A 13623-nucleotide genomic window follows, 5' to 3' on the forward strand; every position below is an offset into this window, starting at 1 on the left:
AGAATGCGACGGTCTGCACCGGAATACTGAATGCTACGGAGTGAGGCCCTGCATGCAGAACGAAGTTTGGAAGATCCGCCTGGTCAGCCGCACCATTGGTGCGGACCGTGGGCGTGCGGCACGTGGGCGGCCATCAGGGGCGTGAACACCGCCACCCTGTACACTTTACTACCACCGGATTCCGAACAATGAACGAACAAACCCGAAACTCTTCGCGCAGCGGCGGACGCGCCGCGCGCCGCGCGGCCCGTGCCTCGGCGCTGCCTGAACATCTGCGCCCGGTCCGCCCCGGGATGGAAGGCGGCGCGCTGAACGTTCTGACGCAGGCACAGATCGAACGCATCCACGACGCTGCATTGACGGCGCTGGAGACAATTGGCCTTGCCGACGCACCGCAAAGCGGGATCGACTATCTTGTCGGCGCCGGATGCAGCCTTTGCGATGACGGTCGGATTCGGTTCCCCCGCGCCCTGGTCGAGGACACTCTCGCCAAGGCCAATCGTTCGGTTACGCTGTTCAGCCGCGACGGAAAAACCGATCTGGAACTGGCGGGCACCCGTGTCCATTATGGAACTGCCGGCGCGGCTGTCAGCATGGTGGACGTGCACGGTCAGGAATATCGCGATTCAACCGTTCAGGATCTTCACGACGCCGCGCGAATCTGCCAACAGCTTGATAATATTCACTTTGTTCAACGACCGATGGTTTGCCGCGATATCGCCGACAATCTGGAAATGGATCTGAATACGATCTACGCCAGTTGCGCGGGCACGTTCAAACATATCGGCACCTCGTTCACTGAACCAAGCCATGTCGCTCCGGCAATGGAGATGATCCACATGATCGCCGGCGGCGAGGATAAATGGCGCGAACGGCCATTCATCTCAAACTCGAACTGCTTTGTGGTTCCGCCGATGAAGTTCGCGACGGAAAGCTGCGAAGTGATGGAGGAATGCATCAAGGCCGGAATGCCGGTTCTGCTGCTGTCGGCGGGCATGGCAGGGGCAACAGCCCCCTCAACCATCGCCGGTGCGATCACCCAGGCAACCGCTGAATGCCTCGCCGGACTGGTTTATGTTAACGCCGTAAGTCCCGGTGCACCCGCAGTTTTTGGCACCTGGCCCTTTGGTCTGGATCTGCGCACCGGTGCCATGTCGATCGGGTCCGGGGAACAAGCGTTGTTGACTGCCGGCTGCGCGCAGATGCACCGATTCTACGACCTGCCCGGAGGCGCAGCAGCCGGTGCATCGGATTCGAAACTGCCGGATATGCAGGCAGGCTGGGAACAGATGTGTTCGAACGTGATGGCGGGGCTGTCAGGGCTGAACATGGTGTACGAAGCGGCGGGCATGCATGCCTCACTGCTGGGATTCTGCTTTGAAAGCCTCATTCTCAGCGATGATCTGATCGGTCAGGCGCTGCGCTGCGTGCGTGGCATCGAAGTATCGGACGAAACACTGGCGCTCGACCAGATTGCCGATGTCTGTCTGGACGGGCCGGGTCATTACCTTGGCACGGATGCGACGCTCAGCCGGATGCAGGCGGATTACGTCTACCCGACCTTCGGCGACCGGTCCTCCCCCAAAGAATGGGTGGAGCTTGGCAAGCCTGATCTGATCGAAAAAGCGATCAAGCGGAAAGAGGAAATCCTGTCGACACCATCTGCCGCGCGGTTCGATCCGCTTCTGGATTCCGAGATACGCGGTAAATTCCGGATTCACCTTCCGTCGTAACAACTGAAAAAGCGGCCAGATTCCCTCTGGCCGCTTCCTTGAATTCCGTTAGCCGTTTGACGGTGGCAACAGACCTGCTTCTTGCGCAACGGTGATCTCGGCCTCGTCCAGCGCGCCATCACCATTGGTATCCATTGCCGAGAAACCGTCTGCGTCGACGTCAGGCAGAACCGCCTGTACTTCCTCGATTGTCAGCACGCCATCCCCGTTGGTATCTGCCGAGGATTGTGCGACGGCCAGCGCCGGCAGTCCAAGAGCAAGAGCAGAGATTGCGGCCAGAGTTTGCGGTTTCATTGTGATGCCTCCTGATAGAGTTTGTGTGTTTCATGTCCGGACAGGCACCAAAGACACCCGAACCCCAACCCAAGTCACCCGCATAGATGGATTTCGCTGCTTTCGCGCCAATCTCCGCGTGTTTGCCAGAGTCGCGTCTGCGGGCAACCGCTGGGCAAAAATCCCCCATTGGGCCTCGGCGGTTCTTGCCCGATGGCGACCGGGCGATCTGGCAAGGCTCTGCTCAAAAACCGGTTTCTGACACCGAAAAAAAAGAAAGGGGGCCGAAGCCCCCTGTCAGTTTCGCCTTCCAGGCTCATTTCGTTGACCGCCCGGTGTTTTTTTGCCTGCGGCCTGGACTGCGCATGGGACGAGCGCACCCGCCCCGTGAAAGAGTGGGAAAGAGCAAATATTCCGCCCCACCCTGTTCCCGGCTGACACGGGCATGTCGGCCGAGTGAAGCAAGGCAAACTTGGTAAGTCTCAGCGCCTTGCTCCGTATTCGTCGGGGTCGGTACCTGTGGCAGCTATCCGACCCCTGCACCCCGGGTTGCCGGGGCGCTGAGCTTAGCTACACCCGCTGGTCGCGCCGCAAGTGTTGCACTTCATGCAGGTGCCGTTGCGCACCAGCGTGTAGTTTCCGCATTCGCCGCAGGGGTCGCCCTCATAGCCCTGCATCTTGGCTTTGGTCCGTGCATCCATGCTGGTCGCGACCGCCGTTTCCGCCGCAGGGGCTTCGAATGTCGGTGCCGCTTCGGCCATGCCGTTGGCTTCGGCCTGACCGCCATTGAACACCACCAGATCCTGCGGCAGACGCTTACGCAGATAGCCGGTCGAACTGATTTGTTTCAGCACTTCCAGTGACTTGGACGCCGCACTTTCACTGATCTCCGATACGTTCGAGACGCCTTCTTCCTCGCCCCGGCCCAGATCGTCGAAGGTTGCGCCTTCGGGTTTCACATGGGCCAGATCGGTGCGGTCCAAATAGGACACGGCCAGTTCGCGGAAGATATAATCCAGGATCGAAGTCGCGTTCTTGATCGAGTCGTTGCCCTGCACCATCCCCGCCGGTTCGAATTTGGTAAAGGTGAAGGCATCCACGAACTCCTCCAGCGGCACACCGTATTGCAGGCCAACCGAGACCGCGATGGCAAAATTGTTCATCATCGCCCGGAAGCCAGCACCTTCCTTGTGCATGTCGATGAAGATTTCGCCTAACTTGCCGTCTTCAAACTCGCCCGTGCGCAGATAGACTTTGTGGCCGCCGACGATCGCCTTTTGGGTATAGCCTTTGCGGCGATGCGGTAGTTTCTCACGATGGCTGCGGATCATTTCTTTGACCACAACCTTCTCGATCACCTTCTCGGCGAGAACGACGGCTTTTTCCTGCGTCGAACCGCTCTCCAGCACTTCCGCCGCCTCGTCATCATCCTCGACCAGCGCCGCCGCCAGAGGCTGCGACAGTTTCGAGCCGTCGCGGTAAAGCGCGTTCGCCTTCACACCCAGCGACCACGACAGTTCATAAGCCTTTTGGCAGTCCTCGATGGTGGCGTCATTCGGCATGTTGATCGTTTTCGAGATCGCACCCGAGATGAAGCTCTGCGCTGCTGCCATCATGGTGATGTGGCTATCAACCCCAAGGAAACGCTTGCCTTTCTTGCCGCACGGGTTGGCACAGTCGAAGATCGCATAGTGTTCCTCTTTCAGGTGCGGCGCGCCTTCCAGCGTCATCGTCCCGCAAACATGGTCGTTGGCCGCGTCGATATCCGCCTTGGTAAAGCCCAGATGGCGCAGAAGGTCGAAGGTCGGATCGTTCAGCTTGGTCGCCGGGATGCCCAGAACGCCGGTGCAGAAATCCTCTCCCAGTGTCCACTGGTTGAAGACGAACCGGATGTCGAACGCGCTTTCCAGCGCGGCGTCCACCTTGGCCAGTTCGTTCGGGCCAAAGCCGTGACCGGTCAACGAGGTGTGGTTGATCCCCGGCGCATTTCCGATGGTACCATGGCCGACCGCGTAAGAGACGATCTCTTCGATCTGAGACGAAGAATAGCCCAGTTTCTCAAGCGCCGAAGGCACTGAGCGATTGATGATCTTGAAGTAACCGCCGCCCGCGAGCTTCTTGAACTTCACCAAAGCAAAGTCAGGCTCAATCCCGGTTGTGTCGCAATCCATCACCAGACCGATGGTGCCCGTCGGCGCAATCACCGTTGCCTGCGCATTGCGGTAGCCGTTCTTCTCGCCGAGGCTCAGCGCCTCATCCCAGGCCGACATGGCCAAATCGACCAGACGTTTGTCCGGGCAGTTGCCGTGGTCCAGCGGCACCGGCTTCACGGCCAGTTTCTCATACCCTTCGGTCACGCCCTGCGACGCGCGACGGTGGTTGCGGATGACGCGCAGCATGTGGTCTGCGTTGCGCTCATAGCCTTTGAATGCGCCCAGCTCACCGGCAATCTCGGCCGAGGTCGCATAGGCCACACCGGTCATGATCGCGGTCAGCGCGCCACAGATCGCCCGTCCCTCGTCCGAGTCATAGCTGTAGCCCATGTTCATCAGCAGGCCGCCGATGTTTGCATAGCCCAGACCCAATGTGCGGAAATCATAGGACAGTTGCGCGATTTCCTTCGACGGGAACTGCGCCATGGTCACAGAGATTTCCAGCGTCAGGGTCCACAGGCGAGACGCGTGCATGTAGTCCGCCGCCTGGAACTCACCATCCTTCAGGAAGGTCAGCAGGTTCATCGACGCCAGGTTACAGGCAGTGTCATCGAGGAACATGTATTCCGAGCACGGGTTCGAGCCGCGGATCTCACCATCTTCGGGGCATGTGTGCCACTCATTGACGGTGTCGTGAAACTGAATGCCCGGATCGGCACAAGCCCATGCGGCGTGGCCGACCTTTTCCCACAGGTCGCGCGCCTTGACGGTGCGGGCGACCTTGCCATCGGTGCGGTTGATCAGCTCCCAATCGGCGTCTTTTTCAACGGCGGTCAGGAACGCGTTGGTAACGCGGATCGAGTTGTTCGAGTTCTGACCAGAGACCGAGCTGTAGGCTTCCGAATCCCAGTCGGTGTCGTAAGTCGGGAATTCGATACTGTCGTGGCCCTGCCGCGCATAATCCAGCACACGCTTGATGTAAGTCTCTGGGATCGCGACTTTTTTCGCTTCGCGTACCGCTTTCTTCAGGCTGTCATTCTTGTTGGGGTCATACGCGTCGTCTTGCGCGCCGTCCCAGCTTCGGATAGCCTCGAAAATGCCGTTCAGCATCTTCTCGTGCATCTTCGATCCGGCAACGATCGAGGCCACCTTCTGCTCTTCGATCACCTTCCATTCGATGAATTGCTCGATGTCGGGGTGATCAGCATCGACGATTACCATCTTTGCTGCTCGACGGGTTGTGCCGCCTGATTTGATCGCGCCAGCGGCGCGGTCGCCGATCTTGAGAAAGCCCATCAGGCCCGAGGACTTGCCGCCACCCGACAGCGCCTCACCTTCTGCCCGCAGATGGCTGAAGTTGGTCCCGGTGCCCGAGCCGTATTTGAACAGGCGCGCTTCGCGCACCCACAGATCCATGATGCCGCCTTCGTTCACCAGATCATCATCGACGGACTGGATGAAACACGCGTGCGGCTGCGGATGTTCATATGCGGATTTCGATTTGGTCAGCTTGCCGGTTTTGTAATCGACATAGTGGTGCCCCTGCGCCGGGCCGTCGATCCCATAGGCCCAGTGCAGACCGGTGTTGAACCACTGAGGGCTGTTCGGTGCGGCCCGTTGGGTCGCCAGCATATAGCGCATCTCGTCAAAATAGGCGCGCGCGTCTTCCTCGGTCGAGAAATAGCCGCCCTTCCAGCCCCAATAGGTCCAGGCACCAGCCAGACGATCAAAAACCTGCTTTGAAGACGTCTCACCATCGAATTCAGCGCCATCGGCGGGGACCGAGCGCCACAGGAATTCGGGGACGTCTTTCTCTTTTACTTTCTTCAGCTTCGAGGGCACGCCCGCCTTGCGGAAATATTTCTGCGCAATGACGTCGCTTGCGACCTGGCTCCAGCTTGCGGGGACTTCGATTTCATCCAGGCGGAATACAATGGTGCCATCCGGGTTTCGGATCTCGGATGTAGCAGAGACAAAATCCAGTTCTGCGTAAGCGTCTTGCCCCGGTTTTGTAAATTTCCTGTCAATCTTCATGTCCGCCGCCCTAGATCTAATCAACTTGTCCATTTGCGTCCGGTCCAAATCCGCAGACCATCCGCCTTGCCTGAAAACCGGGCGCAGTAGACCGGGCGCTGTCTCTTACAGCGCGAAACCGATCAAACGGTTGCACGTTACTATGATGTGCTTTCCGACCCTCGCCCTGTGCCTTTGCCTGGCTTTTCTACCAGATTTAGTGGCATCACTTTCGGCCCATACAACTTGGCGTATCCACCCATAGAAGGTCAACGACCTTTTTAGGTCATTTTTGAAATCTTTTTTGTTGACCCGAAGGCCGCCATACCCTGTGACCTGCCCGCAACCGATTCCTCCACAGAGTCATCCACCGCGACTCGGCCCGAAATTCACCTCTCCGTCCCGCAATTAACTGTTTTTCCCGGGATAGTTATCGGCATTTGATAATCTGCCGCTATGATGGTCGGGCTGAAACAGAATCAGCGCGCAGCGATTCAGGCACCGGCCCGCGGTCGTCCTGCGCGGCGCGCCAGATCGAGGGTGTCAGGACCGATGTTGTTGTTGCGTTTACTTCCGGTAATGGCCCTGATCGTGGCCTGCACACCACAAGATGTGGCATCTCCGTCGCGCAGCGCCCAGTTCGATACCTACCCCAAAAGGCTGTTCGACACGTTCGAAATCAGCTGCGACGGGCCGGGTGAACGGTTTGAAAAGGTTGGGAATCGGGTGTTCGAATGCACCGAATTGCTGCCACCGGAAACCACCGCATTTCTGATTCTCAACTATGACGGCTATCCCCAGAACCTGCCTAAAAGCGTCATGCGACTGACATCGACAAAGAACAACCTGGGGTACCGCGTGGATGCCGACCTGTTCTTTAACATCCCGCGAAAGACCGGGCCGGCGGTCCGGGTTCCGGTTGAAAGCCAGAGGCTGGATAGGGCGCTCGGCGCGCTTTACCAGGCAATGGGTGGTTCACCGACATAAGGGAAAGAAGTGGTCGGGGCGGCAGGATTCGAACCTACGACCCCCTGTACCCAAAACAGGTGCGCTACCAGACTGCGCCACGCCCCGGACCGTGCGCCTTCCTAAACGTGCCGATCTGATTTGAAAAGCCCTAACAGGGCCAAATTGCAGGGCCTTGCGAAAAAACTTGATGCCGCATCTGAGTGCCGGGCGTGATCATATAGCGACCGGCCAGCCCGGCATTGATTTCCAGCACCGCATACACCGAATCGCCGCCTTCAATCGGGGTCAGATCCCCGGGTATGGCGCTATGGTGGACATGCACAACGGTTCCGGTCCGATCCAGAAAAATGATATCCAGCGGGATCAGTGTGTTCTTCATCCAGAAGGCCACCGGTTGCGGCGGATCAAAGATGAACAGCATCCCCGCGCGTTGCGGCAGCGATTCCCGGAACATCAGCCCGCGCGCCCGCTCCTGCTGGGTCACTGCCAGTTCGACATCAAAACTGATCTGAGTTGTGTCGTTTCGCAGCCCGACGCGATCATCGCGACAGGCGGCCTGCGCCTCTGCGGTCCAAAGCATCGTTGCACCCGCCAGAACCGCAAGAAGTTTGCGCATGGGGAATCAGTCGTCCATGGCGGCTTCCCAGGCCAGGACCTGAGCCGCCATACGTCCGCGTTTTCCGTCAATGACCCGCATCGCCAGCGCTTCGCCCGGCTGCAAATCAGCAAGACCGGAACGGCGCAGAACTTCGATATGCAGGAACACGTCCTCACCCCGGCCGAACACATTCGCAAAGCCGAAACCTTTGCCCTTGTCGAACCATTTGACCCGCGCAGCCTCCAGCGGGGCTTCGGCGATCACCACCGGGTCAAGTTCGGCAAAATCGGCCAGCATCATCGAGTCGGTCCGCGCCGGTGGATCGACGCTGATCACTTCGACCGCCTGAACGCCGCGATCGGTGCGATGCGTCATGATCTCTATGCCGGCGCCATCGGCGACCGAGCTTTGGCCGAAATTGCGTAACACATTCACATGCAACAGAATATCCGGGCCGCCCTCATCGGACACAACGAACCCGTACCCCTTGGCAGGGTCGAACCATTTTACGTGTCCCCGGACGCGGTACATGCTGTTCAGATCTTCTGGCACGGTTTTCCCATCGCGAAAATTACCAATTCGTTAAGGGTTCGATGTGTATGGGAATGGCTCGCAAATTCAAGCTGAAAAATCCCTTTGATTTCTGCGTGTTGCATTTCACGATACGCGAACGTCATGGATTCAACCTCTGCACTTGCCACTCAGAGCCCACCTGATCACGCCGCCACTGGAACCTGTCATGCAGCCGGAAGGCTCCGTCGGCCCAGAACTCGATCTCTGTCGGCGCCAGCCGGTAGCCCCCCCAAAACGGAGGGCGCGGTGGATTCGGGCCCAGTCTGGCGGTCACTTTCGCAACCTCTGCCATCAGGGCGGACCGGCTGCTGAGAGGCTGGGACTGCTTGGATGCCCAGGCCCCAAGACGGCTTTTCAGCGAGCGGGACGCGTAATATTCGTCGGCTTGCGGTCCGTTTTCCCGGGTGATTGTACCACGAACACGGATTTGTCGCCGCAAAGATTTCCAATGCATGACAAATGCGGCTTTGCCCGCACTGTCCAGCTCGCTCGCCTTCGCACTCTCGTAATTGGTGTAAAAGACGAAGGCATCAGGTTCGATTTCCTTCAGCAGCACCATGCGCACATTCGGCATGCCACCTTCATCTACGGTCGCCAATGCGATCGCGTTCGGATCATTCGGTTCATTGTCTTTGGCATCATCCAGCCACTGCTCCGCTATTTTAAACGGATCAGTGCCAGCGAATATGCCGTCACGCTCACTCATTTCCATCCCCTGGAAACTTTCGTTAACCACCCTAGGGCGAGAACCCGCCACGGGCAAGAGTGCACGGCCTTGATGCAACGCATCCAATGGCATAAACCAACGCAACATAACGCGAAGACAGGCGGAGAACCAAACATGTCAAATCAGTTGATGGCCGGCAAACGCGGCCTCATCATGGGACTGGCCAATGACAAATCTATCGCATGGGGAATCGCCCGCGCTTTATCCGATGCCGGGGCCGAGCTTGCTTTTTCCTATCAGGGCGATGCGCTGAAAAAGCGGGTTGATCCTCTGGCCTCGCAACTGGGCAGTGAAATCGTTCTGCCCTGCGACGTCAGCGACGAGGCGTCGATTGACGGGCTGTTCGCGGCCCTGTCCGAAAAATGGGGCAAGCTGGACTTTGTGGTTCACGCCATCGGGTTCTCGGACAAAAACGAATTGCGGGGGCGGTATGTGGACACCTCGCGTGCCAACTTCAATCTGACCATGGATGTGTCGGTCTATTCGTTCACCGCGGTCATGCAGCGCGCTGAAAAGCTGATGACCGACGGCGGCAGCGCGGTGACGCTGACCTATTACGGCGCCGAGCAGGTCATGCCGCACTACAATGTCATGGGTGTGGCCAAAGCCGCACTGGAAGCTTCGGTGAAATATCTGGCCGAAGACCTGGGCAAAGACGGTATCCGAGTGAACGCGATCTCGGCCGGTCCGATCAAGACACTGGCCGCCAGCGGCATCGGCGATTTCCGCTATATCATGAAGTGGAATGAATATAACTCGCCCCTGCGCCGCAACGTGACCATCGACGATGTCGGCAATTCGGCCCTGTACCTGCTCTCGGACCTGAGCGGCGGCGTGACCGGCGAGAACCTGCATGTGGATTCGGGCTATCACATCGTCGGCATGAAAGCCGTCGACGCACCAGACGTTGAAAAGGGTTAAGCCATGAGCGCAAAGGATCGCCTGCCCCACGAAAAAGGGTTTCACATCAGTTGGGATCAGATCCACCGGGACTCTCGCGCGCTGGCCTGGCGGCTGGACGGGCAAGGCCCGGATGACGGTGCCTGGCGCGCGGTCGTGGCGATTACCCGTGGTGGGATGGCCCCCGCGATGATTGTCAGCCGCGAGTTGGACATCCGCACGGTCGACACGATCAGCGTCCGGTCCTACCACCACCAGGCACGTGGCGAGGCCGAGGTGCTCAAGGCCCCCGACGCAGACCTGATGGGCGACGGCACCGGTGTTCTGATCATCGACGATCTGGTCGACAGCGGTAAAACGCTGGAACTGGTGCGCGACATGTATCCCAAGGCGCATTTCGCAACCGTCTATGCCAAGCCCAAGGGCCGCCCCATGGTCGATACCTTCATTACCGAAGTCAGCCAGGACACGTGGATTTTCTTCCCCTGGGATATGGCCCTGCAATATGTCGAACCCTACCGCGGCACAGACTAACCGCGGCCAGCAGCACAATTTCCAAAATACAGGGACCACGCATGACCCGCACTCGCACTGCCGCCACCTTCGCCCCTCCGGTGATGGAGGCGCGGCGTTGGCTGGAGGGCGTGGAATTTCCCAGTAACCGCCCCCTGATCAATGTCAGTCAGGCCGCCCCGGTCGATCCGCCGCCGCTGTCGCTGCGCAAGGCCATGGCTGAATTTGCCGTGACCGAGGATGGCGCGCATCTGTACGGGCCGGTTCTGGGCAATGGCGACTTGCGAGAGGCGCTCGCGAATCAGATTGGCCAGCACTACGACGCCGCAGTCTTTCCGGATCAGGTCGCTATCACTTCGGGCTGCAATCAGGCGTTTGCCGCCGTGATATCCGCGATCACTGACGAGGGCGATGAAGTCATCCTGCCGACGCCCTGGTACTTCAACCACAAAATGTGGCTGGACATGGCAGGTGTTCAGGCGGTGGACCTGAAGACGGGTGACGATTTGCTGCCCGACCCCGAGGCCGCACGCACCCTGATTACCGAAAACACCCGCGCCATCGGGCTTGTCACACCAAACAACCCGGGCGGGGTCGAGTACCCGTCCGAACTGGTCCGGGCCTTCTATGATCTGGCGCGTGAAAGCGGTATCCGCCTGATCGTGGATGAAACCTACAGGGATTTCGACAGCCGCACCGGTCCCCCGCACGATCTGTTCAGCCAGCCAGCGTGGGAAGATACCCTGATCCACCTCTATTCCTTTTCAAAGGCTTACCGCCTGACGGGCCATCGGGTTGGGGCGATCGCGACAGGTGTCGACCTGCTGGCAGAAGTTGAGAAGTTTCTGGACACCGTCGCGATCTGCCCCGGACAAATCGGCCAGTTCGCGGCGCTTTGGGGGATGCAGAACCTGTCGCAATGGGTGGCCGGTGAGCGGGACGAAATCCTGGACCGCCGGGCTGCAATCGCAGACCTGTCGCCGCGCCTTCTGGACAAGGGCTGGCGTTTGCTGGGGCTTGGGGCGTATTTCGCCTATTTCGAACACCCGTTCGATATCGCCTCGGACGAACTGGCCCGGCGTCTGGTTCCCGAAGCCGGCGTTCTGTTGTTGCCGGGAACGATGTTCATGCCCAAGGGGGACCCAGCCGGAAAACGGCAGGTCCGCATCGCGTTTGCCAATCTCGACCGTGCGGGTTTAGAACAATTGTTCGAACGGCTGCAGACCCTGTCCTTCTGAGCTTGCCCCCCGGCGGTGCGCGTCGTATTCAGGGCCGCAACCGACAGGGCAGATACCTGCCGATAAAAGCACAAAGAGGGCACTATGGCCGCAGGCATGAAAAACCTATCAAAGACCTTTGTATGGATTCTCATGGGTCTATTGATGCTGGGCCTTGCCGGGTTCGGGGCGGTCAACCTCAGCGGAACGATCAGCACGGTGGCGCAAGTCGGGAATGAGGATATCTCGATCGATGCCTATGTCCGCGAATTGCAGCGCGAAATCCGGGCGGTCGAAAGCCAGACGGGTCAGCCCCTTCAAATGTCGCAGGCGCGCGAATTTGGTCTGGACCAACTGGCCCTGTCGCGCCTGACCGCTCTGGCCGCGCTGGATAATGAGGTTGGGCAACTGGGCATTTCGGTCGGTGACGAGAACCTGCAAAAGGAAATCGTGGCCATTCCCGCCTTTCAGGGCGTCAACGGCACGTTTGACCGAGAAGCCTATCAGTTCCAGCTGGAACAGATCGGAATGACGGATTCCGAGTTCGAAACGGACTTGCGCAAGGAATCCTCGCGCACCATCGTTCAGAATGCCGTTGTCAGCGGCGTGAAGATGCCCGAAATCCTGACGCAGGTTCTGACCGATTACGTGGGCGCCCGGCGCAGCTTTACGGTTGCGACCGTGGGACCCGACGCCCTGTCCGCTCCGGTGGCCGAACCGACGGATGAGCAGATTGAAACCTTCTATGATGAAAATGCCGATCAGTTCACCCTGCCCCGCACCAAGAAACTGACTTATGCGATCCTGTCGCCTGAAATGCTGTTGGACAGTGTCGAGGTGGACGAAGTTTCGGTGCGCCGTCTCTACGATCAGCGCGCGGCCGAGTTCCGGCAACCGGAACGCCGCCTGGTCGAGCGGCTGACCTACCCGACGGAAGAAGCCGCCCAAAATGCGAAGGCGCAACTGGAGGTCGGTGGCACTACGTTCGAGCAACTGGTCCGTGAACGTCAGCTGGAGCTTGGCGATATCGATCTGGGCGACGTCACCCGCGACGATCTGGGTGAGGCCGCCGAAGAAGTGTTCGCGGCTGAGCTGGACACCGTAGTTGGCCCGCTGCCCTCAACCTTTGGCCCGGCGCTGTTCCGCATCAATGGCGCGCTGGCGGAAAACAACACCTCGTTCGAGGATGCCGCCCCTGCCCTGCGCGAAGAACTGGCCGCCGACCGCGCCCGCCGCCAGATCGAAGCCCAGTCCGAAGACATCAATGATCTGTTGGCCGGCGGCGCGACGCTGGAGGAACTGGTTGCCGAGACCGAAATGGATCTGGGCCAGATCGACTGGACCCGCCAAAGCCAGGATGGCGTTGCCGCCTATGAAGGCTTCCGCAGCGCGGCCGAGGCCGTGCGCGAAGGCGACTTCCCCGAGGTTGCCTTTCTCGAAGATGGCTCGATCTTTGCGCTGCGCCTGAACGAAATTCTGCCCCGCCGCCCCGAGCCGCTGGAAACAGCCCGTGCCCGCGTGGCGGCCGCATGGATGCAGGCCGAAACCGGTAAGGCGCTGGAACAGCAGGCAAATACCGTGGTCGAGCAGCTGAAGAAAGACGGTGATTTCACCGCAACTGGCTTGCCCTTCCGTGTCGAAAACGCGCTGACGCGAACTGCGTTTCTGGATGACGTTCCCGTCGATTTCATGACACAGGTGTTCGAGATGGAACCGGGCGACCTGCGCGTTGTTCCCGGCACCGGAACTGCCCTGATCGTGCGTCTTGAAGAACTGTTGCCGCCCGCCGAAACCGACGAGCTGCGGCAGGCGCAAGAGGCGCTGGCGGCGCAGTTGGATCAGGCCCTGGCCCAGAACATCTTTGACGCCTATGTGCGCGACGCCCAAACCCGTGCGCGACCCGTCATTGATCAGCGCGCGCTGAACGCCGTGCAGTCGAGCTTCTAAAAGAGAC

11 protein-coding genes and 1 tRNA gene are annotated in these 13623 nt (G+C 59.4%); 6 read left to right on the top strand and 6 right to left on the bottom strand.

From position 1 onward, the window contains the following. The first annotated feature begins 188 nt into the window (after window positions 1–188). Window positions 189–1733, top strand: a complete 1545-nt coding sequence (locus ACR0D8_RS06505; protein ID WP_480645333.1) for a trimethylamine methyltransferase family protein — start codon at window positions 189–191, stop codon at window positions 1731–1733. Window positions 1734–1781: 48 nt separating this feature from the next. On the opposite strand, the gene ACR0D8_RS06510 is transcribed toward ACR0D8_RS06505, so the two are convergent. Continuing rightward, window positions 1782–2027 (bottom strand): EF-hand domain-containing protein, encoded by a 246-nt coding sequence (locus ACR0D8_RS06510; protein WP_475160904.1) that lies wholly within the window; start codon window positions 2025–2027, stop codon window positions 1782–1784. Between the two features lie 545 nt (window positions 2028–2572). Then, the gene (locus tag ACR0D8_RS06515) at window positions 2573–6193 is read right to left on the bottom strand and encodes a vitamin B12-dependent ribonucleotide reductase (RefSeq protein WP_480645335.1); all 3621 of its coding nucleotides are present in this window, start codon (window positions 6191–6193) and stop codon (window positions 2573–2575) included. 531 nt (window positions 6194–6724) lie between these two features. On the opposite strand from ACR0D8_RS06515, the gene ACR0D8_RS06520 reads away from it, so the two are divergent. Then, a complete protein-coding gene (locus ACR0D8_RS06520; RefSeq protein WP_480645337.1) occupies window positions 6725–7159 on the top strand; it encodes a hypothetical protein in 435 nt (144 codons plus the stop codon). 10 nt (window positions 7160–7169) lie between these two features. Here ACR0D8_RS06520 and ACR0D8_RS06525 read toward each other — a convergent pair. The 4 genes from ACR0D8_RS06525 to pdxH all read right to left on the bottom strand — a co-directional run bounded on the left by ACR0D8_RS06525 (window position 7170) and on the right by pdxH (window position 9018). Further along, window positions 7170–7246, bottom strand: a tRNA-Pro gene (locus ACR0D8_RS06525). 43 nt (window positions 7247–7289) lie between these two features. After that, the gene (locus ACR0D8_RS06530) at window positions 7290–7757 is read right to left on the bottom strand and encodes a DUF192 domain-containing protein (RefSeq protein WP_480645339.1); all 468 of its coding nucleotides are present in this window, start codon (window positions 7755–7757) and stop codon (window positions 7290–7292) included. A gap of 6 nt (window positions 7758–7763) precedes the next feature. Then, on the bottom strand, window positions 7764–8291 hold the full coding sequence (locus ACR0D8_RS06535) for a cold-shock protein (RefSeq protein WP_475160915.1): 528 nt from the start codon (window positions 8289–8291) through the stop codon (window positions 7764–7766). Between the two features lie 121 nt (window positions 8292–8412). Continuing rightward, the gene (gene pdxH / locus ACR0D8_RS06540) at window positions 8413–9018 is read right to left on the bottom strand and encodes a pyridoxamine 5'-phosphate oxidase (protein WP_475160918.1); all 606 of its coding nucleotides are present in this window, start codon (window positions 9016–9018) and stop codon (window positions 8413–8415) included. A gap of 135 nt (window positions 9019–9153) precedes the next feature. On the opposite strand from pdxH, the gene fabI reads away from it, so the two are divergent. The 4 genes from fabI to ACR0D8_RS06560 all read left to right on the top strand — a co-directional run bounded on the left by fabI (window position 9154) and on the right by ACR0D8_RS06560 (window position 13616). Further along, window positions 9154–9960 (top strand): enoyl-ACP reductase FabI, encoded by an 807-nt coding sequence (fabI, locus tag ACR0D8_RS06545; RefSeq protein ID WP_480645341.1) that lies wholly within the window; start codon window positions 9154–9156, stop codon window positions 9958–9960. A gap of 3 nt (window positions 9961–9963) precedes the next feature. Continuing rightward, entirely contained in the window at window positions 9964–10473 is a 510-nt protein-coding gene (gpt, locus tag ACR0D8_RS06550) for a xanthine phosphoribosyltransferase (RefSeq protein ID WP_475160925.1), read from the top strand. A 41-nt stretch (window positions 10474–10514) separates the two neighbouring features. Beyond that, window positions 10515–11690 carry an aminotransferase gene (locus ACR0D8_RS06555; RefSeq protein WP_480645343.1) on the top strand — a complete coding sequence of 392 codons (1176 nt, stop codon included), beginning with the start codon at window positions 10515–10517 and terminating at the stop codon, window positions 11688–11690. 84 nt (window positions 11691–11774) lie between these two features. Continuing rightward, window positions 11775–13616, top strand: coding sequence for a peptidyl-prolyl cis-trans isomerase (locus tag ACR0D8_RS06560; protein ID WP_480645344.1), 1842 nt, complete (start codon window positions 11775–11777; stop codon window positions 13614–13616). Window positions 13617–13623: the final 7 nt, after the last annotated feature.

It is taken from the genome of Ruegeria sp. BG10, from assembly GCF_056538575.1.

Excerpts from the sequence above, each read along its gene's own strand:
- ACR0D8_RS06510 (WP_475160904.1), bottom strand. The coding sequence starts at position 2,027 with ATGAAACCGCAAACTCTGGCCGCAATCTCTGCTCTTGCTCTTGGACTG.
- ACR0D8_RS06530 (WP_480645339.1), bottom strand. The coding sequence starts at position 7,757 with ATGCGCAAACTTCTTGCGGTTCTGGCGGGTGCAACGATGCTTTGGACC.
- gpt (WP_475160925.1), top strand. The coding sequence starts at position 9,964 with ATGAGCGCAAAGGATCGCCTGCCCCACGAAAAAGGGTTTCACATCAGT.
- pdxH (WP_475160918.1), bottom strand. The coding sequence starts at position 9,018 with ATGAGTGAGCGTGACGGCATATTCGCTGGCACTGATCCGTTTAAAATA.
- ACR0D8_RS06505 (WP_480645333.1), top strand. The coding sequence starts at position 189 with ATGAACGAACAAACCCGAAACTCTTCGCGCAGCGGCGGACGCGCCGCG.
- ACR0D8_RS06520 (WP_480645337.1), top strand. The coding sequence starts at position 6,725 with ATGTTGTTGTTGCGTTTACTTCCGGTAATGGCCCTGATCGTGGCCTGC.
- ACR0D8_RS06515 (WP_480645335.1), bottom strand. The coding sequence starts at position 6,193 with ATGAAGATTGACAGGAAATTTACAAAACCGGGGCAAGACGCTTACGCA.
- ACR0D8_RS06560 (WP_480645344.1), top strand. The coding sequence starts at position 11,775 with ATGGCCGCAGGCATGAAAAACCTATCAAAGACCTTTGTATGGATTCTC.
- ACR0D8_RS06555 (WP_480645343.1), top strand. The coding sequence starts at position 10,515 with ATGACCCGCACTCGCACTGCCGCCACCTTCGCCCCTCCGGTGATGGAG.
- fabI (WP_480645341.1), top strand. The coding sequence starts at position 9,154 with ATGTCAAATCAGTTGATGGCCGGCAAACGCGGCCTCATCATGGGACTG.